Genomic DNA, 26,113 nt, shown 5'->3' on the forward strand with positions numbered 1-26,113 from the left:
CGGGCCGCGACGGTGGGCGGTGGGTCGGGGAAGATGGGCGGGTCAACCGTTTCCGTCAGCGAGGAGTGTCCGCGCAGATGGCTGTCTCCGCCCCCGGCCCGAAGCCGCCGACGATCGCGGATGTCGCACGGGTCGCCGGGGTCTCGCGTACGACCGTGTCCCACGCCCTCAACGGGCGCGGCAAGGTCGACCCCAGGACGAGGGAGCGCATCCGGCAGGTCGCGGCCGACCTCGGTTACCGGCCCAATCTCCGGGCGCAGCGGCTGCGGCGCGGGCAGGCGAAGGTGATCGCGCTCGCCTCCTCGATGCCGTTCGCGGTGGCGGGCGGGCCGTCCCGGCTCGGGTTCTACATGGAGGTCGCGGCGGCCGCCGCGGAACGTGCCCTGTTGCACGACTACGCGCTCGTGCTGGTACCGCCCGTGCAATCGGGCTCGGCGCTGTACTCCGTCGACATCGACGGGGCCATCGTGGTCGAGCCGGACGTCGAGGACGCGGCGGCGGCCCAGCTGCGTGAGCGCGGGCTGCCGTATGTGGCGCTCGGCCGGCCGGTGTCGCCCGAGGAGGACTCCCCCTACGTCGATCTGCGCGGCCGGCTGGTCGCGGAGCTGCTGCTGCGGCACCTGCGCGAACAGGGTGCCGTCCGGCCGGCGCTGATGGTGGGCGCCGGTGCGCGGCACTCGTCCGTGGACGCGATCGCCGCGTACGAGCAGCTCGCCGAGGAGTACGGCTGGACACCGATCGTGGCGAGGATCGCCGAGTCCGGCGGCGAGCGGGCGGGGTACGAGCGGTGTGCCGCCCTGCTCGCCGAGCATCCCGGCATCGACGCGGTCTGCGCACTGGTGGACGCCTTCGCGGTGGGCGCCGTCCGGGCGGTCCGGGACAGCGGGCGTTCCGTACCGGACGACGTCATGGTGGTGACCCGCTACGACGGCCTGCGTGCCCGCACCTGCCAGCCGCCGCTGACAGCGGTCGATCTGCACCTGGACCGGGCGGCGTCCGACGCGGTGGAGCTGCTGCTGGGGCGGCTGCGCGGGGACACCGCCGTACCGTCGGTGGCGGTGTCCCCCGAGCCGCGGGTGATCGCCCGGGCGTCGTCCGTCCGGGCCGCCCGGACCTGAGCCCGGGCCCCGTCCGGGCCGTCAGACCCCGAGCATCAGGACGAGCCCGGAGACCAGTGCGAAGACCAGGACGAACAGGCGCATCCTGCGTGCGTCGAGCCGGTGGTGCACCAGCCGGCTGAGCCACGCGCCGGCGGCGATCGCCGGCAGCAGGAGGGCGGCCTGGCCGAGTTCCGTCGCCTGTGCCTTCCCGGTGCCGAACAGCAGTGCCAGGGAGGCGACTTCGCCGACGAGGAAGCACGCGGCGACGGTGGAGCGCAGTTCGGCGGGTGGCCGGTGCTGGTAGACCAGCGCGAGCGGAGGCCCGCCGACACCGGTCGCGGTCTCCGTCAGCCCGGTCACCGCGCCCGCTCCGACGTAGGCGGCCCGGCCGGGGGTGAACGCGGGCGCGGCCAGGCTCACGACGGCCGCGAGCACGGTGGAGACGCCCACGAACACCCCGAGGCCGCGTTCCGGGATCATCCAGAGCACCGCCAGCCCGGCCGGGGTGGCGGCGAGCCGCGCCCCGGTGATCCAGCCCGCGCCGCGCAGATCGAGCGACGCCCTCTCGCGCCAGGCGACGTACAGGTTCAGCGGGATCATCGACGCCAGGACGAAGACCGGGACCAGGTGGGGATCGAGCATCCCGGCCACCGGTGCGACGATCAGCGCGAAGCCGAGCCCGCTGCTGCCCTGGACGAACGCGGCCACGGCCACCGTGAGGGCGAGGACCGTCAGTGTCTGTGCCGTCACCGCGCCGTCACCCGCTCCCGGGACCGGTGCAGTGCCCGTGCCGCGGCGGAGGTGCGGTGCACCCGGGTGATGTCCGCCTTGCCGACGGTGGCACGGGCCAGTTCGGCGGCGCGCCGCACCAGCGCGGCCCCGTCCCAGTCGGCCGGCCGGCCGTGCCACATGCGCAGCCGGCCGGCGACGAACACGGCCGTGATCTGGTCCCGGTTGCCGCGCCGCACCAGCTCCCAGGGCAGGTCCCAGGAGAGGGCAAGCTCCGGGGTCCCGATGTCGACGAGGAGGAAGTCCGCCGCGAGGCCCTGGGCGATGGTGCCGGTGCGGGCACCGAGGCCGACGGCGTCGGCACCACCGCGGGTGGCGGTCTCCAGCCATGTCCAGCCGGCGCCGCAGGAGGAGTCGCCGGTGCTCAGCCCGTACGCCAGCCGCTGGGCGAACTCGGCGGCGTCCGCGAGCCGGAAGCCGTCGCCGCGGGTGCCGTCGGTGCCGAGGCCGAAGCGGATGCCGCGCTCGGCCATGGTGGTCGCGGGCGCGACCGCGTTGCCCTTCCACGCGCTGGCGACGGGGTTGTAGCTGACGGCGGTGCCCGTGTCGGCGAGGAGGGTCAGCTCGTGCGGGGTGAGGAGCGCGGCGTGCGCGGCGAGCAGCTGGGGACCGAGCGCGCCGATACGGTGCAGGTGTTCCAGGGGCCGCAGTCCGTGCCGTACCAGAGAGCGTTCCACGCCGGCCAGGTGCTCGTTCACATGGATCTGTACGACGGCGCCGGACTCGGCGGCCAGGCGGGCGGTGGCGCGCAGGGTGCGTTCGGTGGCCGCCTCGGGGATGGAGACGGCGAGGGAGGCGTGGACGAGCGGATCGCCGGCGTATCGGGCGAGGTGCTTCTCCGCGCCGCGCAGCACGGCCGGGTCGCCCGCCGTGGCACCGCCGTCACCGCTCGCGTCGTCCGCGTCGTTGCAGACGAGCCCCAGTACGCAGCGAATCCCGGCGTCCCGCGCGGCCGACGCGACCACGTCGACGTCCACACCGGCGCGGGTGCCGGCGTCGGCGACGGTGGTGAAGCCCCCGCGCAGTGCTTCGAGGGCCGCCAGCTTGGCCGCGGTGTAGGCCGCCTCCTCGTCCAGCGCGCCCTCGAGCGGCACCCACACCCGGCGGAAGATCTCCGAGGGTTCCCCGAAGGCGAGCGCGGCGCCGAAGCTCTGGGTGAGGTGGTGGTGGGCGTCGACGAAACCGGGCATCAGGAGCCGGCCGGGCAGTCGCACGGCCCGCGACCGCGGATGGGTGCGCTCCAGTTCGTCCGCCGGTCCGACGGCCTGGAAGCGGCCGTCGTCGATGACGACGGCAAGGCCGTCGACGGGGCCTTCGGGCAGCAGTACCACGTCCGGTACGAGGAGGAGCGGGCCGGGGGCGGTGAGGAGTTCACGCTCGGGCTGGTTCATCGGTCGCCTTCTGTGCGTACGACGGTCAGGCGGGCGGCGATGCCCGGCCTGATGTGGTGGAAGAGGATGTTGAGGACCGCTGCGACGAACGCGCCGACGGCGACGCCGCTTTCCAGGAGGATGCGGACGTTCGGCGGGAAGTGGCCGTACACGCCGGGCACGAGGATCGGCAGCAGCCCCAGCGCCAGGGCGACCGCGCAGATGAAGGTGCTGGTGTGCCGGTCGAGGTCGGAGCGGCCGAGCGTCTGGATGCCGAGCACGGTGATGACGGCGAAGACGACCATGGCGGTGCCGCCGACGACCGCGGACGGGATCACGCTGATCGCGCGGGTGACGGGGGCGAGGAAGCCGATGACGACGAGGACGACGCCGGCCGCGGCGGTGACGAACCGGCTGCGGACGCCGGTGACGCGGACGATGCCGATGTTCTCCCCGCTGGTGACCATGAGCGGCAGGCCGAAGAACGCGCCGAGGAGCGAGGTGAGCGCGTCGCCCCGGACGGTCTTCGGCACGTCGGTGCGGCGGTCGATCTTCTTGCCGACGGCCTCGGCGTTGATGACGGTCTGGCCGGTGGCCTCTGCCATGGAGGCCAGGCTGTAGAGCATCAGCGGCAGCGCGGCGAGGAGATGGAACACGGGTGAGCCGAAGGGCGTCAGCCGCGGCAGGCTGACCAGCTCGCCGCCGGCACCGCCCGCGTGGATCGCGCCGGTCACGGCGGCGAGCGCGGTACCGGCGAGCAGGCCGAGCATCACGGCGAGCTGACGCAGGATGCCGGTGAAGAGCAGGTAGAAGACGACGGTGAAGCCGATCGTCGCCATGCCGAGTCCGAGGTTGACGGGGTCGGCGAAGCCGGGCGTGCCGGGTTGTCCGGTGACGAGGACCGCGCCGACCTTCACCAGGTTGACCCCGACGATGACGATCATGGTGCCGATGACGAGGGCGGGGAAGAACTTGAGCAGCCGGGTGAAGACCGGCAGGACGACGAAGGAGAACAACGCCGTCAGGATCACCGAGCCGGTGGCGGTGGGCAGGCCGTGCTGTTCGGCGATCGCGAGGAAGAGGATGAGCGGCGCCCCGCCCGGCAGCATCATGAACGGCAGCCGCGGCCCGACCTTCCACGGTCCGAGCGACTGGATCAGCGATCCGATGCCGGACAGCACGAACGCCGCGGAGAGCAGGTCGACGGTCAGCTCGCTGCCGAGCCGGAGGGTGGCGCTCATCAGGAAGATCGCCGAGATGGGGGTGGCGGCCATGACCAGGACGTGCTGGATGCCGAAGAGCAGGATCCGGCCGAGGGGTCGCGACTCGTCCACGGGGTGGGGCCTGCGCCCGTCGCCCTCGGGGTGGGTCCCGGGCCCGTCGTCCTCGGGATGGGTCCCGGGCCGGGGGCCGTCACCGGTCGAGGACGCGGTGCCGTCACCCGCCGGGGAGCCGGTGCCGTCACCCGCCGGGGAGTCGGTGCCGGCGGCGCCCGCGTTCGCGGGAGGGTGGGCGCCGGCGGGATGCGCATCGGCGGGATCCGGGGCGGGGCGGGGGGACGTCACCGGGGTCGTGGCCGGGGCCGGGAGTGGGGTCCGGCCGGGGGCGAGGGGTTGGCCGACTCCGGGGCGGCTCTGGCGGGGACTGGACACGTTCGGGCTCCGTTCGGGCGTAGGACACGCTCGGATTTCAGCCGCGATCCGGCCCTGGACGGAGAGCCAAATCGATTTGGCCAAATCGATTTGGCCGCCAGTATGTGAGCCTGCCGATCCGCCGTCAAGGGTGGCGGCACCGGCCGACTCGCCCCGGCCACGCCGCCGTTCGGCCGACCGTCAGCCGCGAGGGTGACACAGCGCGGCGGCCCCTGCCGAGGCAGGAGCCGCCGCGCTGTCGAGCGGGCCTTCGTCCGGCGCCGCCGCTTCCCCTTGTTCTGGAATGATCAGTCAGGAACGGGGTCCCGCGGCGCGGCGCAGCCGGTTGGCGATCGCGAGCCCCAGTCCCTCCTCCGCCGGCAGGGACGCCACGATGAGGTCGCAGCCCCGCTGGTCGAGGTCGCGCAGCAGCCCGTACAGCCCGCGCGCGTAGGCGGCCATCGAATCGGGGACGGTCTCCACGACGTGCGTCTTCACCGAGGTGCCGGCGAGCGAGGGCGGAAGCAGGACACCCACCTGATGTCCCAGCTCCTGGGCCTGCTCCGCCTCGGCGACGACCTTCTCCGGCTCGACCAGGACGACCCGCGCACGGGGCGCGTAGTGGGACGGGTGCTGGCCCGGCACCCGGACATGGCTCGTGGTGGGGACGGCGACCGGGTGCCCCAGCACCGCTTCGAGTTCCTCGCGGGTCACCCCGCCGGGCCGGAGGATGCTCGGGATCTCGCCCGTGGCGTCGACGATGGTCGACTCGACACCGACCTCGCAGGCGCCGCCGTCCAGCACGAAGTCGATGGCATCACCGAGCTCCGCGCGGACGTGGTGCGCCGTGGTGGGGCTGACCGAGCCGAAGCGGTTGGCGGACGGAGCCGTGACACCGCCGCCGAAGGCCGCCAGCAGCGCGAGTGCCACGGGATGGTCGGGCACGCGCACGGCCACCGTCTCCAGGCCGCCGGTCGCTTCCAGGGGCACCCGCCGGCCGCGCCGCAGGACCAGCGTGAGGGGGCCCGGCCAGAAGTGCTCGGCAAGCAGGCGCGCCGTCGCGGGCACCTCTTCGACCCACGCGTCCAGATGCTCCGCGCCACCGATGTGGACGATCAGCGGGTGGGTGGGCGGGCGCCCCTTGACCTGGAAGATGCGCGAGACGGCGGCGGGGTCCTCGGCGTTGGCGCCCAGACCGTAGACGGTCTCGGTCGGGAGCGCCACCAGGCCCCCGGCGCGCAGCACCTCGGCCGCCTTCTCGATGTCACTGGTTGTTGCCTTCACGCGGGCAATTCTCTCACCGCCCCGCGCGGCCCCGGCCCACGGCACCGGCGGCCCCCTGCCCGGCATATCCGGATCACGCCGGTGCCCGCGGCGCCGCCGGGACGGAATCCGCGCGGAGCGGGTGCTCAGAAGGGCTTGGTCGGCAGGTACTTGCCGTCCAGGGTGATCACCGCGCGCTCGCCGCCCTCGGGGTCGGCGACCTTCTTCACATCCAGCTTGAAGTTGATCGCGGAGATGATGCCGTCACCGAACTGCTCGTGCACGAGTGCCTTCAGGGTGGTGCCGTAGACCTGGAGCATTTCGTAGAAGCGGTAGATCGTCGGGTCGGTGGGGACGGAGCCGGGGATGGAGCCGCGGGTGGGAATGGTCTGCAGGAGCATCACCGCTTCCGCGTCCAGGTCCAGCAGCTCGGCGACGGCCTCGGCCGGCCCTTCCGGCAGGGCGTGCTGGCCGAGCACGGCGGCGGTGGTGAAGGCCACCGACAGACCCGAGGCCTCGGCGATCTGCTCCCAGGACAGGTTCTTGCGCGTCTTGGCCTCGACCGCCTTCACGGCGAGGGCCTGACGGGCGGCGGGGTCGAACTGGGCGTGCACCATGAGAATCACGTTCCTTACGGGATATGTCGCGGGGAGTCCGCGAGCAGGGGAGGTCAGGACGCCAGGGCGGCCGGGTCGCCGGTGGGGGTGAGGACCTCGACGCGGCCGGTGGGGATGTCGTAGACCCAGCCGTGCGGGGTGAGCGTCCGCTCCGCCAGGGCGCGGGCGACCGAGGGGTGGGTGGCCAGGTTGGCCAGTTGCGCGAGCACGTTGTGCCGTACCAGCGCGTCGACGTCGCCGCCCCGGGCGGCACGGGCCCGGGAGGCGTCGGCGTGCCGCAGCCAGCCGGCGATCGCCTGGGTGCCGGACAGGTCGTGGCACCGGGCCAGGGCGGTCATCGCGCCGCACGCCGAATGGCCGCACACCACGACGTCCCGCACGCCCAGGACCGCGACGGCGTACTCGACGCTCGCCGCGACCCCGTCCGGGCAGGGGCCGTGGGCGGGCACGAGGTTGCCGGCGGTGCGGACGACGAACAGCTCGCCCGGCTCACTGCCGGTGATCAGCTCCGGGACGACACGGGCGTCCGAACAGCTGATGAACAGGGTGTGCGGGCTGTGCTGTCCGGCCAAGCGGGCGAAGAGGCCCTCCTTGGCCGGGAAGACGTCCCGCTGGAACCGCGCGACGCCCTCGGCGAGATCATGCACGGGGTCACTTCCCTTCACATGGGTCACCCCCCTTGGACGGGTGCGCCGCCCTCACCGGGCCGGCGCACCCCACCCTGCCCGACCGGTACCTATAGCGTCCAAGACTTGCTGGGCCTAGCACCTATAGATCTCACCTATAGTCGCGGTATGGCCCTGGAACTGCGCCACCTGCGCTATCTGATCGCCGTGGCGGAGAACGGCACCTTCACCCGCGCCGCCGAAGAGCTGCACATCTCCCAGCCCACCCTCTCCCAGCAGATCAAGCAGCTCGAACGGATGCTGGGGGCGCAACTGCTGGACCGGACCGGCCGTACCGTGCGCCTCACGGACGCCGGCGAGGCGTACGTCCACCACGCCCGCCGCGCCCTGCGCGACCTCGCCGCCGCCGAGCGCGCCGTCCACGACGTGCGGGACCTCAGCCGCGGTCATCTGCGCCTCGCCGTCACCCCCACCTTCACCGCCTACCTCACCGGCCCGCTCGCCGCCGAGCTCCACAGCCGCCACCCCGGCATCACCCTGACCCTGCGGGAGATGGCCCAGGACCGCATCGAGGCCGGCCTGCTCGCCGACGACATCGACCTCGGCATCGCCTTCACCGGAACGCACCTGCCCGGCATCACCGCCACCGAGCTGTTCACCGAGTCCCTCACCTTGGTCACCAGCGCCCGCCAGCCCGCCGACGGCCACCGCGCACTGCCCGTGGAACACCTCGCCCGGATGCAACTGGCCCTGCTCACCGGCGACTTCGCCACCCGCACCCACATCGACGACTACTTCGCCCAGCACGGCATCAGCCCCCGCACGGCGGTGGAGGCGAACTCCATCCAGGCCCTCACGGCGATCGTCCAGCGCACCACGCTGGCCACCGTCCTGCCCGACGCCATCGCCCACGACCACCCCCATCTCACCCTCGTCCCCCTCGACCCGCCCCTGCCGGTGCGCACCGTCGCGCTCCTCACCCGCACCGACGCCTACCAGAGCGCCGCCGCCCGCGCCTTCACCGGCCTCACCCACGACCTCGTCCGCGCGCGGGGGTGACGTCCTGGCCAACGGGGCTGATTTCGGCGCGAGTTGCTCCGAGACCGTCGGGGGGCGGGACGCTTTCCAGGATGGTGGCGTTTCATGCGCCGGCCGTCGGATTCCCTCCTTTCGTGTGCATGCCCCCGGCTTTCCGCGCCGGGGCGACGGGGGCGCGCCGATAGTGGTCGGGCCGCAGGGCCGGGATCGCCGACGTCCGCCGGACGGTTCCTCAGCGCTCCGGACGGTCCTCGGTCATCCGCCACACCGCTCTTCCGTCGTAAGGGGACACATCATGCCCACCACCGAGGCGAACGACCGCGTCCGGCTCGTCTTCTCCCTGTTCGACGCCGACGGCAACGGCGTCCTGGAAGCTGACGACTTCGAGCTGATGGGCACGCGGGTCACCGCGGCGGTGCCCGAGGCCGGCGACAACGCGAAGAGCAGGCTGCTCGACGCCTTCCGCGGCTACTGGCGGACACTCGTCCGGGAGCTGGACGCCGACGGTGACGGGCGGGTCAGCCCCGAGGAGTTCACCGCGATCGTGCTCGACCCGGAGCGGTTCGACGCCACGGTCGACGAGTTCGCCGACGCCCTCGCCACCATCGGCGACCCGGACGGCGACGGCTTCGTCGAGCGCGCGCACTTCACCGCCCTGATGACGGCCATCGGATTCCAGCGCCCCAACATCGACGCCCTGTTCGACGCCTTCCAGCCCGTCGACGGCGTCCGCGTCCCCGTGGCCACCTGGGCGGACGGCATCAGGGACTACTACCGTCCGGAGAAGGCCGGCATCCCCGGTGACCACCTCACCGCGGGCACCACCCGATGAACCTCCCCCAAGTCGCCCCGGCCGGACGGGAGTCGGGCACGGAGCGACCCGTCGTCGGACTGGCGGTGGGCCGGGGCACCGGGCCCGAGGTCGCGGACGTCTTCGAGCGGGTGCTCGGCTCGTTGACCGCCGGGCATCCGCACGGCGTGGCGATCGAGCGCTCCCCCCGCCTCTACCACTCGTACCAGTCGCTGCGCGCCGAACGGGACGTGGCCAGGATCCAGGCGCTGACCGCCGAGGACGCCGACCATTACGAGCGGTTCTGCCGCACCGTGGCCGCCCGTGGCACCCGGGCGGTCTTCCGTACGGCCGTCAACGCCCAGTCGCTCTACCTCGTCCGGCAGCGGCTGCGCTGTGTGAAGGTCGATCTCCTCACCGGCGCCGGTCGCTCGCTGCTGCTGGTGCGCGACCAGGCCCAGGGGTTCTACACCGGGGTCAACCGGCACGCGCACGGCGAGGTCACCCGCACCATGACCTTCAGCCGTGAGATCACCGAGGCCGTGGTCACGTACGCCCTGCGCCGGGCCCGGCGCGAGTGGCCGGACGGTCCCCCGGACCGCATCGTCATGGCCTACAAGTTCCACCTGCTGGACGGCGCCCTGGACACCTGGGTGGCCGAACTCGCGGACCGGCTCGGCATACGCGTCGACCTGTTCCAGCCGGACACGGTCAACCGCAATCTGATCACCCACGGGCTGCCCGACCGCACGCTGGTCGTCGCCGGGAACGAGTGGGCCGACATCATGCACGTCATGCTGCTCGACCGGTTCGGCAGCGACCGGCAGGAGAGCCGCTGCACCGAGAACGTCTGCCTCGATCCCGGGCTGTCCGGCCTGGTCGAGTACCAGACGGTCCACGGGTCCGCCGACGACCTCGCCGGCCGGGACCTCGTCAACCCGGTGGCCACGATCCGCGCCGCGGCGCTCGTCGCGGAGCGCCACGCCGGGTGCGGCGGGGCGGTACGGGCCACCGAGCAGGCCCTGCGCGCCCTGGACGAGCGGGGTGTGCGCACCCCGGACCTCGGCGGGCGGCACTCCACCAGTGCCGTGGTCGACGCCCTGCTCGCCCTGCTCGACACCTCGCGGACCGGCGGGGCCCAGAAGGACGACGCCCTGGCCGGCGGGTCATGACCGGCGCGGAACCGGACAGGACGGCCCTGGTGGTCGTGGACCTGCAGAACGACTTCTGCGCCGGCCCGGCGGCCCTGGCCCGCTTCGGCGAGGACGTGGCCGTGCTGGAACGGGCCGCCGCCGGCTGTGTCCGGGCGGTGGCCCGGGCGCGCGAGCGCGGCGTGGAGGTGCTCTTCGTACGCTTCGTCGGCGACCCCGAACACCAGGGGCCCGGCTGGCGGTTGCGGGACCGTACGCTCGGCAAGCGGCCCAAGTGCCTGGAGGGTTCATGGGGTGCGCGGTTCCACGCCGTCGTCCCGGCCCCGGGCGAGCGGGTGTTCACCAAGCGCGCCTGCTTCGACGCCTTCCTGTCCGACGGCTTCGAGGAGTACCTCCGCGCGCGGGGCGTGAGCCATGTGGTCCTCGCCGGGCTGTACGCGGACGTGTGCGTGGACACCACGGCCCGCACGGCGTTCCAGAAGGGCTTCCACGTCACCGTCCTGACGGACTGCACGGCCGCGCTGCACCTGCCGTACGACGCCGTGCTGGGGTTCATGCGGCTCGTCTACGGCGCCCGGACCACCACCGCGGACGACCCCCGGGCATGGACCGCGCCGGTGTACCGAGCCGAGGAGGAGACGTGCGTACGGCCGCCGGACTGAGCCCCGCTGTCGCGGCGGGTGTGGGCCGCACGGCCCTGCTGGTGGCCGCGGCCCGGGCCATCGAGACGCACCGCCCCGACGCCCTGGCCCGGGATCCGTTCGCGGAGCACTTCGTGCGCGCGGCGCCGGCCTCGGCCGGCTGGCCGGTCCGCCCGGAGCAGGTGCCCGCCGGCGAGGCCGACCCGCTGTGGGGCCGGCTCGGGCGGTACTTCGGCCTGCGCACCCGCGTCCTGGACGACCACCTGCTCCGCGCGGCGCGCCAGGGCGTCCGGCAGGTGGTCCTGCTGGGGGCGGGCCTGGACTGCCGGGCGTTCCGGCTCGACTGGCCGCCGGGCTGTGTGATCCACGAGGTGGACACGGCCGGGATGCTGACGTTCAAACAAGCGGTACTCGACCGGATCGGCGCCGCTCCCAGGGCCGGACGCCGGGTCCTTACGGCCGATCTACGGCTCGACTGGTCCGAGGCCCTGCTGAAGACGGGTTTCGACGCCGCCGCGCCCACCGCGTGGCTCGCCGAGGGGCTGTTGCTCTACCTCCCGGCGGCTGCCGAACGCCGTCTCGTGGCCACGATCGACCGGCTGAGCGCCGTGGGCAGTTCGCTGGCGTACGAGGTGAAGCCGGGCGTCGAGGCACCGCGGGTACGGGCCAGTGCCGTCTATGCCGCCGCCAGGCAGCGGACCGGCATCGACCTGCTCGCCCTGTTCGACGGCGGGACCCGTCCCGACACGGCGGGTGAACTCACCGCCCGCGGCTGGACGGTGGCCACGCACACGCCGTACGACTTCACCGCCGTACACGGCCGTGGCCCCCGCCCGGAACCGAACGACGCCCTGGCCGCCAACCGTTGGTGCTTCGCCACCCTCCCTTGCCCCTCGTCCGGCCCACGACCCTGAACGGATGTCCTCGGCAACCGGCGGGTGCGCGGGCCGAATTGGCTTGCCGGCCGGAAGAATGCCGTCCTAAGGTGAGGGCACTTCGATGAGAGGCTCCCCCGGAAGTACGCCGCAGAGCGGGAGCGTCCCACCTCCCTGAGGTGCCGGAGGGGCGGCAGTTGTCCTTGTCGACCCTTCCTGCCTGTCGGAGGCTCCTTCATGAACGTCGGTATCGGACTGCCCATCGGCGACCCCGCCACTCTGCTCACGTGGGCCCGGCGCGCCGAAGCCGGTCCTTTCAGCACACTCGGACTGCTCGACCGACTCGTCCACCACAACCCGGAGCCCTTGGTGGCCCTCGCCGTTCTCGCGGGCGCGACCTCCCGCATCCGGGTCCAGACCGAGGTGCTCCTCGCCCCGCTGCGGGATACGGCCCTCCTGGCCAAGCAGGCCGCCACGCTGGACCGGATGACCGGTGGTCGCCTGGTCCTCGGCCTGGGCATCGGTGGCCGGGACGACGATCACCGGGTCACGGGCATCGACAAGCGCACCCGAGGCCGGCGCCTGGACGAGCAGATGGCGGTGCTGCGCCGCCTGTGGTCGGGCCGGCCGTACGGCGACGGGGCCGGCCCGATCGGCCCCGCTCCCGCCCGCCCCGGCGGCCCCGAAGTGCTGTTTGGCGGTTTCCAGCCCGCCGCGCTGGAACGCGTCGCACGCTGGGGCGATGGTTTCCTCTCCGCGGCGGAGCCGTCCTGGGCAGGCGGCTTGTTCGAGACCGTCCGCGCGTTCTGGAAGGAGTACGGGCGCAACGGCGAACCTCGCATCGTCGCACAGGTCAATGTCGCACTCGGCCCCGAAGAGACCGTCGCCGACGCCCGGGCCGCCATGCACGCCTACTACGCCTTCACCGGCATGGCCGACCGGATGGTGGCCGGGCTGCTCACCACGCCCTCCGGAATCCGCGCCGCGATCACCGCCTTCACCGACCTGGGCGCCGACGAGGTCATGCTCTACTGCCACGGCCTCGACCCCGACCAGGTAGACCGTCTCGCCGACATCCTCTGAGGGCTCGGGACACACCGCGCGGGCGACCGTGAACGCACGTCCCCGCACCGCTGGGGCGTGCGGGTCGGCGATGTCCGTTCCCCACCTGCCTCGGCGGCCTGGGTGATGCCCGCGCCGCCCCACGTCCGTCGAGGGCCGGCCTCTGCTGCCCCGAGGCCGGCGGCCGAGCGGGGAATGGCCGGTGCGGCCGGCGTGTGGCGCCGATAGCCTGCACGGGTGGAACAGCGTACGGGGCGAGTCATCGCGACGGTCGTCGGTGCCGCGGTGGGTGACGCGCTGGGGGCCCCTTTCGAGTTCGGTCCCCCGGGTGCGTTCTCCGCCCGGTTCCCGGAGCCGGGGTGCGGTGGAGAGATGTGCGGAGGCGGCGGCTGGGAACCGGGCGAGGCCACGGACGACACGCAGATGGCCGTACTGGTCGCGGAGTCGCTCCTGCGGCAGGGCAAACTTGACCTGCCCGACATCTTCGCCCGTTTCCAGCGGTGGGCGGCGGCCGAACCCAAAGACATCGGGTTGCAGACCGAGGACGTGCTGACGAACGGCATGCCGTGGGATCTGGCCGCCGCGCTGCACTTCCAGGTCAACCGGCGAGCGGCCGGCAACGGCTCGTTGATGAGGGCCTCGACCTCCGCGGTCTGCTTCGCGCGTGCCGGTCGTACGGCCACGATGGATGCCGCCCGGCGCATCGCCGCCCTCACCCATGGCGACCGCGCCGCCTGGGAAGGCACCGCCATATTCCACGAACTCGTCCGCCTCGCGCTGGAGGGCGCCGACCCGCTCGCCGCCCTTCCCGGTGTGCCGGCCGCCGTTCATCCCGACCACCGCCGGCGATACGGTACGGTCCTCGCCGCCGACTGGCACCCGGAGCAGGCCACCGAGTTCAACGGCGCGGTCTGGCCCTGTCTGGGGACGGCGGTCTGGGCCCTGCGCACCACGACCACCTTCGAGGACGCCCTGCGCGCGGCCGTCGACGTCGGCGGGGACACGGACACCGTCGCCGCGGTCACCGGAGGGCTCGCGGGCGCGTGTCACGGATGGGAAGCGATCCCCGCGCGCTGGACCGATCCCTTGCACGTGCCCTTGCCGGGGTTCGGCGGACGGGTACTGCGGTCGGCGGATCTGGCCGATCTCGCGCACCGCCTCGGGGCCGGACTGGAGCGCCCAGCAGTACCGCGGCGTTGGGTGCCGCGTCCGCCATGCCGTCCCCGGCGCCGAGGACGCCGGACAGGCCGTCCATCGCCCAGTACGGGCGGGTGACGTAGGCGACGGCCTGGGCCAGCCGGGCGGGGAGTCCACCGGCAGGAAGGCGCCGCCGATCACCCCGCCGACGATGCCGACCAGGTTGGTCAGCGCGCTGATCTGCTGGCTGGACCCGCAGCGGGCGACCAGGAACAGGGCGATCGCCATGATGACCGCCACCACCGCGACGATCACGAGCACGAGCCCGGCCACGGAGCCGCGCAGGTGCAGATCCAGAAGGAGCCAGCCGAAGGCGAGCAGCAGCAGGATCTGGAGCGTGGAGACCGCCGCGTAGGGCGCGGTCTTGTCCAGCAGCACCGCCGCGGTACGGGCGGAGGAGGCACGCAGCCGCTGCCAGGTGCCCCAACCGCGCTTCAGGCGCGCGTGTGGTGGGTGAGCCGGCGCAGTCCTGTTTCGGTGACGGCGAAGTTGTCCTCGATCTTGAGGACGAACAGGGTGCCATGGTGGTCCACGGCGGTCTCCGGTTCGAGGGCGATGACGTGGCCCGGCCTCAGGACGGCGTCGCTGTCCATGCGGCCGGCGGCGTTGATGGAGGGCAGTTCGCAGCAGCGCAGACCGACGCCGTGCCCTGTTCCGTAGGGCGTAACCGGCAGCTTGTGCCGGGCGAGGCACGCGTTGATGGTCTCGTGGATCACGGAGCATCGCACCCCCGGGCGCGCCGCGTCCTGTCCTTCCTGGTAGGCGGTGAGCAGCTGCTGCCAGGCGCGGGCGATGCCGGCCGGTGGTTCTCCGACGAATCCGGTACGGGCGGCGTCGGAGGCGTATCCTCCGGGTCCGTGGCAGCCGATGTCGAGGAAGAAGGGTTCGCCTTCCTTCAGCGGGGCGCCGTCGGCGAACCAGCCGCCGCTGCCCTTGCGGACGTTGCAGACCGAGTGGGTGAGGAACTCGGCCCCCAACCGGTGCTGGTGGGCCGCGGCCACGGCGAGCAGGTCGTGATCGCGCGTGCCGATGTCGGCGCTGTCCACGGCCAGGTCGAGGGCCGCCGCGTTGATGCGGCAGGCGGCTTCGACGAGGGCGATCTCCAGCGGGTCCTTGACGGCGCGCAGGGCGAACAGATCGGCGGCGCACGGCCTGAAACGGGTGCCTGGCAGGTCGGCCGCGACGTCGTGGAGGATACCGGCGTCCAGTGCGTCGTATCCCACGCGTCTCGCGTGACGGGTACTCAGGGCGGTGGCGAGGGAGCGTGCCCACTGCCCGGGCTGGCAGGCGGCCGGGGCCCAGGAGGGAGCCGGCCGGAGGCGCCGCAACCTGGGCAGTGCCGGGCCCGGCTCGGGCACGTCGGTGTCGGTGAAGGGTACGAACACCTCCGCCTCGCCGTCGGCGCCGACGATCGCGGCGTACCAGTCGACGCCCTCGCTGACGAGTTGCGCGCGGTGGCCGGTGGCGTAACGGATGTGGTCCGGGCCGGTGAGGACCAGGTGGTCGAGGCCGGCGTCGGCCATCCATCCGGTCAACCGGGCGGTGCGCCTGTCGCTGAGGGCGCGCAGGTCGACACCGGGGTGGGCAGGCGAGTCGGTCATCGTCTTCCCTGCTCCCGGATCGCCCGCTCCTCGGCTTCTCCGGCGGCGACGATCCCGGCGATCAGGTTCTCGATGTCCTGTGCGGTCGTCCTCGGGTTGATGACGGTCAGTTTCAGGTGCGTACGCCCGACGCCTTCGACAACGCGGGTGGTACGGCCGATGACGGCACTTCCCCGGGTCAGCAGCCTTCTGCGCAGACCGGCGTTGACCTGGTCGGTCAGCTCCGGTCGCCGCGGCAGGTAACGGAAGACGAGGCGGGTGAGGACAACGGGCGCGGCGGCCCGCAGCCGCGGGTGGCCGGCGACCAGGCGCTCGGCGTGCCGCGCCATGGTGTGGCAGTGGTCGATCAGCTCGGCCATGCCGCGCCTGCCGAGGTAGCGGAAAGACGCCGCGACCTTCAGTACGTCGGCCCGCCGCGTGGTCTCCAGGGTGTGGCCGAGTTGGTTGGGAAGACCGGCCTGCTCGTCGTCCCGGGGGTTGAGGTAGGCGGCTTCGCGCTGCAGGGGACGGAAGTGACGGCCGTCGCGCACCATCAGCACACTGGAGGAGGCGGGCTGCCAGGCGAACTTGTGCAGGTCCAGGGTGATGGAGTCGGCCCGTTCGATACCGGCGAACAGCGGTCGCATCCGTGGTGAGAACAGCATGCCGGCGCCGTAGGCGGCGTCGACGTGGAACCACATACCGTGCGCGTGCGCGAGTTCGGCCAGGGCGGGGAGGTCGTCGATGGCGCCGAGGTCCGTGGTCCCGGCAGTGGCCAGCAGAGCGAAGGGCACGTGATCCGCCGGCAGGGCGGTCAGGGCGGCGTGCACCGCCCCGGCTGTCATCCGGCCGTCCGCGCCGGTTTCCACCACCACCGCGGCCGCGTTGCCGAGACCGGCCGCCGCGATCGCCCGGTCGACGCTGACGTGTGCCTCGCGCGAGCAGACCACCCGTAGTCGTCGCGGGGCCGCCTGCAGGCCTTCTTCTGTCAAGCCCACTCCGCACAGCGCCGACCCGCGCACGTCCCGGGCGATGATCACGGCCAGCAGATTGGCGATCGAACCGCCCGGAGTCATCACCCCCGTGGTCCCTTCGGGCAGTCCGGTCAGCACACGAAGCTGCTCGAACACCGCCTTCTCCAGCTCGATGGGGAAGGGGCCGCTGTCCCAGACGTCCACCGACTGGTTGAACGTGCTCACCACCAAGTCCGCGGCGGCGGCGACGGTGAGCGGTGGGCACTGCAGGAACGCCGCAGTCGACGGTGAGGCCAGGTCGACGCTTCCCCAGGCGAACGCCTCCGCGAGCGGCACCAGGGCCTCGGCGTCCGAGAGCCCCTCCAGGGGCAGCACTCCCGCCAGCAGGTCGGAGTTCCGCTCGGCGACCGCGGCCGGTCCGCCCACGGCTACCGGGCCGCCCCGGCGCCGAGCGCCGGCCTGCGCGGCCCGCAGAACCTCGTCGACGAGGCGTCGCAGCGCGGCCATCCCCTCGGGGCTTCCCGCCAGAGCGGCGGCATCGAGCGGTGCCATTGTGTGCCTCTTTCCGCCCAATGGGAGAGCCGATGGAAAACCCTGAAAGAATCGGACAGGTCAGCAATCACATGTGCCCGACGAAATCCGCTGATTCACTGCTCGACGGCGTTGAGTAGCGCACCGAAGGCGCGATACTCAACGCGTCCGCCGGGGTCACCGGTGAGCGGGACCCGATCAGTGGTACTGGCTGTCACCACCGTCGCTCTTGGTCACCGTCTTGGAGCAGTCGGCCGGGTGCTGGTAGAGGGACAGAATGGGAATGGGAAGGATCGGAACCTGCGCGCACGGCAGCAGGTGCAGGTTGTAGGAGGATCCCTCGGTGTCCGCCTGGGCCGTCGTCGCGCCTCCGAACAATGCGGCGACGGCGAGTGGGACGGCAACGAGCCGTAGAATCTTCATCGGTTTTCTCACGGTTTCCGAGGAGCGGCATCTCGCCCATTCACCTTCCGGAACGCAGCCCGGCAAGAAGTGGGAAAAACCGCCGCTCACGAAAATGAATACCGGTCACCAGGTCGTCATCGACACGGACACCCACCTTCGCAGGCAGGCCGCCGGCCGCGAGACCTACAACTGTGCCGCACTCTGCCCGGCTCGGGACGGCCCGGAGGCCGGGGCCGGCTTCCGGGCCGTCATCGCCGTGGCGCTCAGTACCAGTACCAGCGGCGGGCGGGCTTGTTGCTGAAGATGCGTCGCATCGATGCGGCCATGGCTGCTCACCTCCCTTCCCTCTCGTGCTCGGTTCCCCCGTGGCGTGGTGTGCGATGGAGGACGAACGGTCGTGGAACATTGCCTTCGGAGATGACCGCGCGGGTGTCGCCGCCGGTGACGGTCAGGCGGGCGTCGCGGGTGAGCGCGCTCAGCGACTCGGTCAGCAGCGTCTGCGCCACCGCCGCGCCGGCACAGATGTAAGGGCCCGCGCCGAACGGTACGTAGGAGCCGTGTTCGCCCGGCTCCTCCCAGCGTTCGGGCCGGAACTCTTCGGGGGCGGTCCACCGGCCCTTCTCGTGGTGCATCAGGTACGGGCTGGCGGAGAGGAGGTCGCCGGGCCGGAAGGCGACGCCACCGAGTTCGACGACGTGCGGGACGGTGCGGCCGAGCAGCCAAGGCACCGGGCGGTACCGGAGCGTCTCCCGCACGACCTGGTCGGCGGGCCAGGGCCAGGGCGCGTCCGACGTGTGGTGCAGGCAGCCCAGCAGCACCGACCAGGCCAGCGAAGCGCTGATGGGCACCACGATCGCCCGGTACATCATCAAGTGCAGCTCGGCCAGCGTCCGGTCGGTCACCTCGGTGGGAGGGCAGGCGCCGAGCAGGGCGTCCAGCACGTCACGGGGTTCGTCGGCGGGGTGTCGCCGACGGTGTCGCACCTCCTCGGTCAGGGCGGTGAGCAGCCTGGCCCGCAGGAACTCCGCCCGCGCTCGCCGCCAGGCGCGCGGTGCGTGGAACACCACTCCCCCGCGCATCGCCTGATCGGTCAACCCGCGTGTCCGTACGGGGCTTTGGGGGTGCAGCAGCAGGTCGGTGAGGCATCGGTGCACCAGCGTGTTCCCGGCGGCGGGCCAGCGGCTGACCGCCGGGAGCGCGGTCACCGCCCGGGTCAGCTCGGCGCGGTACCGGGGCAGGCCCGCGCGCAGGAGGTTCCGTACCGCGTGGCCGACTTCGACCTGCGCGTCTCGCGTGGGCAGGAGTTCGTTGAAGAATCCCGACTTCCCCGTGTTGTACTCCGGGCTGCGCAGCAGTGTCTGCGCCAGATCCGCGTCCCTGACGCAATAGCCGCCCCGGGGAAGCCGGAACACTTCCGTGCCGCTACGGCGACGGAGGATGTCGATGTAGGCCAGGGGGTCTCGCCGGAACCGGCGCTTTTCTCCGATTCTCATCGAGCCATCTCCTCGGCGAGTCTCTCGGCGGGGACACCGGGCCTGTCCGCACTGTCCCTCTGTCCGGGCAATCCCCGCCCAGGCGTGCGGAAAACCGACGCAATGGCGCTATCACCCATGCGAGGGAAATAACATACATATCGACACATCAGAGTGACCCACTTCGCCCGCCGCACGCACCCAGTGCGGTCTCGATGCGGCTGGAGTCACCCGGCCGACCTCCCCGAAGACAACCGAAAGTTTCGCTTGGCGTTCGGCCGATTGCGGCCCCGCCCGCCCGCACAGTGCGCACCTTCCACCGGCCAGACGGACGCTGCACACACCTTGACCCGACTCGGCGGCCGACCATACATTCCCTCCCATCATTCGTCATCATGACGGCCATTCACGTATGTGACAGTCACCGGATGAGGTCAGCGTGCTGAAGGGCGTTCTCTTCTTTCCCGTCACCCCGTTCACGGAGGATGGTTCGATAGACACCACGAAACTTTCGGAGCATCTGAGAGCGGGGATCGAGTCCGGAGCCGGTGGGGTCTTCGCCGCCTGCGGGACCGGGGAGTTCCACGCCCTGGACCTGGCGGAGTTCACCTCCGTGGTGCGTACGGCGGTGCGGGTGGCGGCCGGCCGGGTGCCCGTGTTCGCGGGCGCCGGCGGGCCGTTGCCCCTCGCCCGGCAGCATGCGCGGGCCGCGGAGGAGGCCGGTGCGGACGGGCTGCTGCTGATGCCGCCGTACCTGGTCGCGGGACCGCCCCCCGGGCTGGTCGCCTACGTGCACGAGGTCGTCGCCGCCGGTTCCCTGCCGGTGATCGTCTACCAGCGCGGTACCGCCCGGTTCGACGTACCGGCGGCTGTCGAAGTCGCGCGCCTGCCACGGGTGGTGGGCCTGAAGGACGGCACCGGCGACCTGGACCTGCTGGCCCGGATCGTCACCGCGGTCCGGGCGGACCCGGCCACCGGCGGACGGGATTTCCAGTTCTTCAACGGGACGCCCACCGCCGAAGGGACCCAACTCGCCTACCGCGGCATCGGCGTGGACCTGTATTCCTCGGCGGCGTTCTGCTTCGTTCCCGAGACGGCTCTCGCCTTCCACCGCGCCGTCACCACCGGTGACGACGAGCTGGTGCAGCGGCTGCTGGCCGGCTTCTTCCACCCGTTGATCGCACTGCGCGAACGCGTGCCCGGCTATGCGGTGTCCCTGGTCAAGGCTGCCGTCCGGCTGCGCGGCCTCGACGTGGGGGGCGTGCGTCCACCGCTGAGCGATCCGACGCCCGAGCACCTCGCCGAACTGGAGCAGATCATCGAGAGGGGTGCGGCGATCCGATGAGCGAGGACCTGCGGATCAGCCGCGTCGACATCACACCGGTGGCGTTCAAGGACCCCGCCCTGCTCAACGCCGTCGGTGTCCACGAGCCTTACGCGCTGCGCGCCGTGGTCGAGGTGACGACGGACCAGGGCATCGCCGGTCTGGGCGAGACCTATGCGGACGAGGGCCACCTGCGCCGGCTGCGTGCGGCGGCCGACGCCATCACCGGCATGGACGTGCACGCCCTCGGCGCGATGCACCGACGGATCGCCGAGCTGACCGGCGACGACCGTGGCGGCGACGGCCACGGCCTGACCGGCATGATCACCACCAGCAGCACGGTCGACCGGGTCTTCTCCCCGTTCGAGGTGGCCTGCCTGGACATCCAGGGCCGTGCCGCCGGCCGTCCCGTCAGCGATCTGCTCGGCGGTGCCGTCCGTGCCGAAGTCCCTTACAGCGCCTACCTGTTCTACAAGTGGGCCGCGCATCCCGGACACGAGCCCGACGAATGGGGGCCCGCACTCGACCCGGACGGCATCGTGGCGCAGGCCCGGCGCATGGTGGAGCGGTTCGGCTTCGGGGCGATCAAGCTCAAAGGCGGTGTGATGCCGCCCGAGCAGGAGGTGGAGGCGGTCCTCGCGCTGCGCCGGGCCTTCCCCGGCATCCCGCTGCGTCTGGACCCCAACGCAGCCTGGACCGTGGAGACTTCGCTGAAGGTGGCCCGTCGGCTGGAAGGCGTCCTGGAGTACCTGGAGGACCCGACCCCCGGTCAGGAGGGCATGGCCCGGGTCGCCCGGGAGGCCCCGATGCCGCTGGCCACCAACATGTGCGTGGTCGCCTTCGACGAACTGCCCTCCGCGGTGCGCGACGACGCGGTCCGGATCGTCCTGTCCGACCACCACTACTGGGGCGGCCTGCACCGCTCCAAGCTGCTCGCCGGGATCTGCGCCACCTTCGGCATGGGGCTGTCCATGCACTCCAACTCCCATCTCGGCATCAGTCTGGCCGCGATGACCCACCTGGCCGCCGCCACCGAGAACCTCACGTACGCCTGCGACACGCACTGGCCGTGGAAGGACCCGGCGGAGGACGTGATCGTCCCGGGCGCGCTCGGCTTCCGGGCCGGCGCGGTCGCCGTGCCCCGCTCCCCCGGCCTCGGCGTGGAACTGGACCGTGACGCGCTGGCCCGGCTGCACGAGCAGTACCTGCGCTGCGGTCTGCGCAACCGGGACGACACCGGCTACATGCGCCGACTGGACCCGTCGTACGAGAAGAAGTCACCGCGCTGGTGACCCCGGCGGACCCGGGAGCGCCCCGCCCAGGTCCGCCCCGACGTCCGTACGCCTCCCCGCCGTCCACGACAAGAAGGTCCTCCCATGCACTGGCTCGACTGGGCCGCCGTAGGCGGCTACTTCCTGGTGATGCTGCTGATCGGCCTGTGGTCGCACCGGCGTGTCGACGACGTGTCCGACTACTTCACCGGCGGCGGCCGGATGCCCTGGTGGCTGACCGGCATCTCGCACCACATGTCCGGCTACAGCGCCGCCGTCTTCGTCGCGTACGCCGCGGTCGCCTACGACTACGGCATCACCGTCTACGTCTGGGCCTTCCTGCCGCTCGCCCTGGGCACCGGCGTCGGCGCCTGGCTCTTCGCGCCCCGGTGGAACCGGCTGCGTGAGCGCTACCAGGTCGCCTCCCCGCTGGAGTACCTGGTGCGCCGCTACAACCTGCCCACCCAGCAGGCGCTGGCGTGGAGCGGCGCCCTGCTCAAGGTCTTCGACGTGGCCGCCAAGTGGGCGTCAGTGGCGGTGCTGTTGAAGGTGTTCACCGGTATGTCGACGACCCACGGCATCCTGCTGACCGGCGTCGTCACCCTGCTGTACTGCACGGTCGGCGGGCTGTGGGCGGACGCGCTCACCGAGTTCGGGCAGTTCGTCATCCAGGGCGTGGCCGCGCTGTCGATGATGTGGGTCGTCCTCGACCGGCTCGGCGGCGTCTCCGCCCTCGGCACGCTGTGGCACCGGCTGCCGGCCGGGCACACCGACCCCCTCGTCGGCCCGTACACGGCGGGCTTCCTGACGGCGTACGTCGTCGTGAAGCTCTTCGAATACAACGGCGGCATGTGGAACCTGGCCCAGCGGTACATGGCCACCGACTCCCCGCGCTCCGCCCGCCGTTCGGCCGGGCTGTCGGCGGCCCTCTACCTGGTGTGGCCGGCCGTACTGCTGCTGCCGGCGGTCGCCGCTCCGGTGCTCATGCCGCACATCGCCGACCCGCAGCAGACCTACGCGCTGATGGCACAGTCGTACCTGCCCGTGGGCCTGGTGGGGCTGACCCTGGCGGGCATGTTCTCGCACACCATGGCCATGGCCTCCTCGGACGCCAACGCCATCTCGGCCGTGGTCACCCGGGACATCATGCCCGCCGTCCTGCCCGGTTTCCGCGAGGTGAGCACGGCGCGCGGACTGCGGGCGGCGCGGGTGGTCACGGTCGTCTTCATCACCGTCTCCATGGTGGTGGCGATCGAGGCCGATCACTTCGGCGGGGTCCTGGGCATCATCGTCGGCATGGTCGCGGCCGTCATGGGCCCGATCTCCATCCCGATGCTGCTCGGGCTGCTGCCCGCCTTCCGCCGCTGCGGTCCCCGGGCGGCCCTCACGTCGTGGGCGCTCGGTCTCGGCGGCTACTTCTTCGTCAAGTACGGCCTGGACGGTGCCTCGCAGACCACGGTGGTCGTCACCCCGCTGGTCACCTCGCTCGTCGTCTACGCGGGCCTGGGTCTGTTCCTGCCCGAACCGGACGCGGAGGCGGACGCCGTGGTGGCGGCGGTCTCGGGCCCTGAGCCCGGGTCCGGCACGGCCACGCACGCCGTGGCGGAGCGGGCCTGACCCTCCCACCAGCCCCAGCAACCAGATCAGTTGGAGGAACCGTCTCATGAAACGAGCAGCGTCATTCGTGGTCGCCGCCGCGGCGATCGCCGCCACGGTGGGCCTGTCCCCTCACGCCTCGTCCGGCGCGGCCGCTCCCGCCCGGCCCGCCGCCGTGCCGGCCGGGAGCGGGCAGTGGACGGACACCTGGGCGTCCATGCCCCAGCTGACCGAGCCGGGCAACATGCCCCCGGCTCCGTTCACCCAGAGCGACCGCGTGTTCGACAACGCCACGCTGCGGCAGACCGTGCACGTCGGGGTGGGCGGCAAGCGTATACGGCTGCGCCTGTCCAACGCCTTCGGCGGGGCCGACCTGCCCGTCACGGCCGTCTCCGTGGCCCGCCCGGCCGACGGCAAGGCGGGCGTCGGCGCGATCGTGCCGGGCAGTTCCCGGCGGGTGACGTTCGGCGGGCAGCCGGGCTTCGACATCCCGCAGGGCGCACAGGCGGTCAGCGACCCGCTGGACTTCGACGTGGCGCCGGGCAGCAACCTCACCGTCACCCTGTACCTCGCGCACGGGCAGGCCTCCACCGCCATCACCTCGCACCCCGGGTCCCGCACGACGTCCCACCTGCTCGCCGGCGACCACCTGGACGACGCGGACCTGCCCGGTGCCACGACCGTCGACCACTGGTACTTCCTGAGCGGGCTTGAGGTGTGGTCGCGGCGGACCGCCTCCGCCACCGTCGTCCTCGGCGACTCGCTCAGCGACGGCCGCGGGTCCACGACCAACGGCAACGACCGCTGGCCGGACCGGCTGCGGGCGCGGCTGGCGGTCCGCCCCGGCACGGCGGACATCGCCGTCGTCAACGAGGCGGCGGGCGGCAACCGCGTCCTGCGGGACGGGCTGGGCCCCAACGCCCTGGCCCGGCTGGACCGGGACGTCCTCGCCCGCAGCGGCGTCGACCGGCTCATCGTCTTCGAGGGCGTCAACGACATCGGCACCGCCGGCACCTCCCCGGCGGACGCGCGGCGGATCGCGGCCGAACTCATCGGCGCCTACCGGCAGATCGTCACCCGTGCCCACGCCCAGGGCATCGAGGTCTACGGCGCCACCCTCACCCCCTTCGGTGGCAACGGCTACGACGACCCGGCCGGCGCCCACGAGTCGGCCCGGCAAGAGGTCAACCGGTGGATCCGCACCGGTGGCGGCTTCGACGCGGTCATCGACTTCGACCGCGCGGCCCGCGACCCGGACGCCCCCGGCCGGCTGCGGCCGGCCTACGACACCGGTGACCACCTCCACCTCAACCCGGCCGGGTACCAGGCCCTCGCCGACGCCGTCCCGGTCGCCCTGTTCCGCCGGTGAGCGACGCCTCAGGACGAGCCACCACCACGGACGGCCGGTCCCCCGGGGACGGAGGGGACCGGCCGTCGCCCCGGCGGAACGCCCACGCCCGTCCGTGCCTGCCGCGGGCGCGGCGGACCCGCCGTGCGCGGTGGAGCCGGAGACGGTGGTGGCGCCGGTGTGTTCCAGGCGTCACCCGGTGCCGGTCCCGGCCCCGGACCGTGTCCCGCCCGCACGGGTGAGCACGGGCGTCTGCCAGTCGCGCCACTGCGCGAGGCTGCCGGCCTTGCCGGAGGCGATCCGGAAGACGCCCGAGCCGCTGCCGGAGTTCAGCAGGAACCTGGACAGGTTCTGCTGGAGCGGGGTCTTCCACTCGGGCCGGACGGCGCAGTGCGTGCCGTCCCGGACGTCCGACCAGTAGGTGATGTCGCCGCCCGCGCCCAGCGCCTTGTAGATCTCGGCTCCGCCCAGGGCGGCCACGCTGCCGGACCGGGCGCCGAGCCAGTCGACGTACGGGTTCTCCATGATGAACAGGCCGCGCGGAGCGACCATGCCGATGATCTCGTGGGTGTCCACCGGCAGGGTGGCCGGGTTGCCGGTGTAGGGGCCGAAGGCGTCACCGAGCCACGGCTGCTCCGAGTAGGCGCTGCTCAGCGGCTGGGCGCCGCTCTCCTGGGGGATGCCCCGGTAGGCGGGGACGCCGCCGGTCCCCGACTCGACCGGCATGGTGAGGGCGATCCGCTGGTCGAACGCGCCGGCCACGAAGGCGCCTTTGCCGAACCGAGAGCAGCCGGTGACTCCGGTCGCGCCCGCCTTCAGGATCGTGCCGCCCGACTGCTCGATCACGTCGATGATCCGGCTCACGCCCCAGGACCAGGCCATCAGCAGGCCGGTGGGGCTGGACGAGCCGTACACGGTGTAGAAGGCGCCCTGTTTGCTGCCGCGGGCCGTGCCCTCTTTGCCGACGGTGTACGGGTCGTAGCTGATGACCGCGACGCCGGAGGCCTTGATGGTGCTGGTGTCGGCGCCGAGCCCGCCGTAGACGATGACGGCGGGGAACGGGCCGGAACCGCCGGGCAGTTCGACGCGAGCCGAGAAACCGGCGCTCCTGCCCTGGTCACTGACGTTCACCGTGATCGTGGTCGCCGAGACGGTGCCGGTCACACTGGCGGGTTTCGGGGGCTTCTGCCCGTAGAGGGAGCGCTCCGCCAGTTCCCTGATCTCGGCCCGGCGGCACCGCCAGTCGGACGCGCTGGTGACGCGGGTGCCGTCCAGCTTGAGGAACGGGTCCGGGAGCAGCGGGCGGGACGGGGCCTGTCCGGTGGCGGGTACGGGGCAGTCGGCTCCGTCGTCCTCGACGCCGTGAGCGGCCGGTGCGGCGGTGACGGCGCCGGTGGCGGGGCGGGCCTCCTGCAGGGTCGCGCAGGTCAGGGCCACGGCCCCGGCCAGGGCTGTGGCCACC

General features: G+C 72.5%; 23 protein-coding genes and 1 pseudogene. 12 read left to right on the forward strand and 12 right to left on the reverse strand.

The window, feature by feature from the left end:
- Positions 1–77: 77 nt before the first annotated feature.
- Complete coding sequence (locus Srubr_RS10590) at positions 78–1,118, forward strand: LacI family DNA-binding transcriptional regulator (RefSeq protein ID WP_189990979.1); 1,041 nt, start codon at positions 78–80, stop codon at positions 1,116–1,118.
- A 21-nt stretch (positions 1,119–1,139) separates the two neighbouring features.
- On the opposite strand, the gene Srubr_RS10595 is transcribed toward Srubr_RS10590, so the two are convergent.
- The 6 genes from Srubr_RS10595 to Srubr_RS10620 all read right to left on the reverse strand — a co-directional run bounded on the left by Srubr_RS10595 (position 1,140) and on the right by Srubr_RS10620 (position 7,417).
- On the reverse strand, positions 1,140–1,850 hold the full coding sequence (locus Srubr_RS10595) for a sulfite exporter TauE/SafE family protein (protein ID WP_189990982.1): 711 nt from the start codon (positions 1,848–1,850) through the stop codon (positions 1,140–1,142).
- The gene (locus tag Srubr_RS10600; RefSeq protein ID WP_189990984.1) at positions 1,847–3,280 is read right to left on the reverse strand and encodes an amidohydrolase family protein; all 1,434 of its coding nucleotides are present in this window, start codon (positions 3,278–3,280) and stop codon (positions 1,847–1,849) included. Before Srubr_RS10600 ends, Srubr_RS10595 begins: the two co-directional genes overlap by 4 nt.
- A complete protein-coding gene (locus Srubr_RS10605; RefSeq protein ID WP_373313399.1) occupies positions 3,277–4,533 on the reverse strand; it encodes a uracil-xanthine permease family protein in 1,257 nt (418 codons plus the stop codon). The genes Srubr_RS10600 and Srubr_RS10605 overlap by 4 nt, the downstream gene beginning before the upstream one ends.
- Before the next feature lie 669 nt (positions 4,534–5,202).
- Positions 5,203–6,174, reverse strand: coding sequence for an L-threonylcarbamoyladenylate synthase (locus Srubr_RS10610; RefSeq protein WP_229926496.1), 972 nt, complete (start codon positions 6,172–6,174; stop codon positions 5,203–5,205).
- A 125-nt stretch (positions 6,175–6,299) separates the two neighbouring features.
- Positions 6,300–6,770 (reverse strand): cyanase, encoded by a 471-nt coding sequence (gene cynS / locus Srubr_RS10615; protein ID WP_189990988.1) that lies wholly within the window; start codon positions 6,768–6,770, stop codon positions 6,300–6,302.
- 53 nt (positions 6,771–6,823) lie between these two features.
- Complete coding sequence (locus Srubr_RS10620) at positions 6,824–7,417, reverse strand: carbonic anhydrase (RefSeq protein ID WP_189990990.1); 594 nt, start codon at positions 7,415–7,417, stop codon at positions 6,824–6,826.
- 147 nt (positions 7,418–7,564) lie between these two features.
- Between Srubr_RS10620 and cynR the strand changes: the two genes are divergently transcribed.
- The 7 genes from cynR (at position 7,565) to Srubr_RS10655 (ending at position 14,228) form a co-directional block, all read left to right on the forward strand.
- A complete protein-coding gene (gene cynR / locus Srubr_RS10625) occupies positions 7,565–8,455 on the forward strand; it encodes a transcriptional regulator CynR (protein ID WP_189990992.1) in 891 nt (296 codons plus the stop codon).
- 274 nt (positions 8,456–8,729) lie between these two features.
- Complete coding sequence (locus tag Srubr_RS10630; RefSeq protein WP_189990994.1) at positions 8,730–9,266, forward strand: EF-hand domain-containing protein; 537 nt, start codon at positions 8,730–8,732, stop codon at positions 9,264–9,266.
- On the forward strand, positions 9,263–10,396 hold the full coding sequence (locus Srubr_RS10635) for an isocitrate/isopropylmalate family dehydrogenase (protein WP_189990996.1): 1,134 nt from the start codon (positions 9,263–9,265) through the stop codon (positions 10,394–10,396). The genes Srubr_RS10630 and Srubr_RS10635 overlap by 4 nt, the downstream gene beginning before the upstream one ends.
- A complete protein-coding gene (locus Srubr_RS10640; RefSeq protein WP_189990998.1) occupies positions 10,393–11,037 on the forward strand; it encodes a cysteine hydrolase family protein in 645 nt (214 codons plus the stop codon). Before Srubr_RS10635 ends, Srubr_RS10640 begins: the two co-directional genes overlap by 4 nt.
- Positions 10,980–11,930, forward strand: coding sequence for a class I SAM-dependent methyltransferase (locus Srubr_RS10645; RefSeq protein WP_189991000.1), 951 nt, complete (start codon positions 10,980–10,982; stop codon positions 11,928–11,930). Before Srubr_RS10640 ends, Srubr_RS10645 begins: the two co-directional genes overlap by 58 nt.
- Before the next feature lie 198 nt (positions 11,931–12,128).
- Positions 12,129–12,974, forward strand: a complete 846-nt coding sequence (locus tag Srubr_RS10650) for an LLM class flavin-dependent oxidoreductase (RefSeq protein WP_189991002.1) — start codon at positions 12,129–12,131, stop codon at positions 12,972–12,974.
- Between the two features lie 216 nt (positions 12,975–13,190).
- The gene (locus tag Srubr_RS10655; protein WP_189991004.1) at positions 13,191–14,228 is read left to right on the forward strand and encodes an ADP-ribosylglycohydrolase family protein; all 1,038 of its coding nucleotides are present in this window, start codon (positions 13,191–13,193) and stop codon (positions 14,226–14,228) included.
- A gap of 78 nt (positions 14,229–14,306) precedes the next feature.
- Here Srubr_RS10655 and Srubr_RS41930 read toward each other — a convergent pair.
- The 5 genes and pseudogenes from Srubr_RS41930 to Srubr_RS10680 all read right to left on the reverse strand — a co-directional run.
- Positions 14,307–14,528 (reverse strand): annotated as a pseudogene (locus Srubr_RS41930) (hypothetical protein); the annotation flags it as partial.
- Between the two features lie 56 nt (positions 14,529–14,584).
- Positions 14,585–15,751, reverse strand: a complete 1,167-nt coding sequence (locus tag Srubr_RS10665; protein ID WP_189991006.1) for a M24 family metallopeptidase — start codon at positions 15,749–15,751, stop codon at positions 14,585–14,587.
- On the reverse strand, positions 15,748–17,256 hold the full coding sequence (locus Srubr_RS10670) for a pyridoxal phosphate-dependent decarboxylase family protein (protein ID WP_189991008.1): 1,509 nt from the start codon (positions 17,254–17,256) through the stop codon (positions 15,748–15,750). Before Srubr_RS10670 ends, Srubr_RS10665 begins: the two co-directional genes overlap by 4 nt.
- A gap of 177 nt (positions 17,257–17,433) precedes the next feature.
- Positions 17,434–17,658, reverse strand: a complete 225-nt coding sequence (locus Srubr_RS10675) for a hypothetical protein (RefSeq protein WP_189991010.1) — start codon at positions 17,656–17,658, stop codon at positions 17,434–17,436.
- 314 nt (positions 17,659–17,972) lie between these two features.
- Complete coding sequence (locus Srubr_RS10680; protein WP_189991013.1) at positions 17,973–19,133, reverse strand: cytochrome P450; 1,161 nt, start codon at positions 19,131–19,133, stop codon at positions 17,973–17,975.
- Between the two features lie 418 nt (positions 19,134–19,551).
- Between Srubr_RS10680 and Srubr_RS10685 the strand changes: the two genes are divergently transcribed.
- From Srubr_RS10685 to Srubr_RS10700, 4 genes are all read left to right on the forward strand, one after another.
- Entirely contained in the window at positions 19,552–20,457 is a 906-nt protein-coding gene (locus Srubr_RS10685; protein ID WP_189991014.1) for a 5-dehydro-4-deoxyglucarate dehydratase, read from the forward strand.
- Complete coding sequence (locus Srubr_RS10690; RefSeq protein ID WP_189991016.1) at positions 20,454–21,728, forward strand: glucarate dehydratase family protein; 1,275 nt, start codon at positions 20,454–20,456, stop codon at positions 21,726–21,728. The genes Srubr_RS10685 and Srubr_RS10690 overlap by 4 nt, the downstream gene beginning before the upstream one ends.
- Before the next feature lie 84 nt (positions 21,729–21,812).
- Positions 21,813–23,324 (forward strand): sodium:solute symporter family protein, encoded by a 1,512-nt coding sequence (locus Srubr_RS10695; RefSeq protein WP_189991019.1) that lies wholly within the window; start codon positions 21,813–21,815, stop codon positions 23,322–23,324.
- A 46-nt stretch (positions 23,325–23,370) separates the two neighbouring features.
- Positions 23,371–24,672, forward strand: a complete 1,302-nt coding sequence (locus tag Srubr_RS10700; RefSeq protein ID WP_189991020.1) for an SGNH/GDSL hydrolase family protein — start codon at positions 23,371–23,373, stop codon at positions 24,670–24,672.
- Between the two features lie 171 nt (positions 24,673–24,843).
- Here the strand turns inward: Srubr_RS10700 and Srubr_RS10705 are convergent, their stop codons facing one another.
- Positions 24,844–26,112 (reverse strand): glucuronyl esterase domain-containing protein, encoded by a 1,269-nt coding sequence (locus Srubr_RS10705; RefSeq protein ID WP_229926499.1) that lies wholly within the window; start codon positions 26,110–26,112, stop codon positions 24,844–24,846.
- Position 26,113: the final 1 nt, after the last annotated feature.

Origin of the sequence: Streptomyces rubradiris (genome assembly GCF_016860525.1) — a bacterium.
Taxonomy (GTDB): Bacteria; Actinomycetota; Actinomycetes; order Streptomycetales; family Streptomycetaceae; genus Streptomyces; species Streptomyces rubradiris.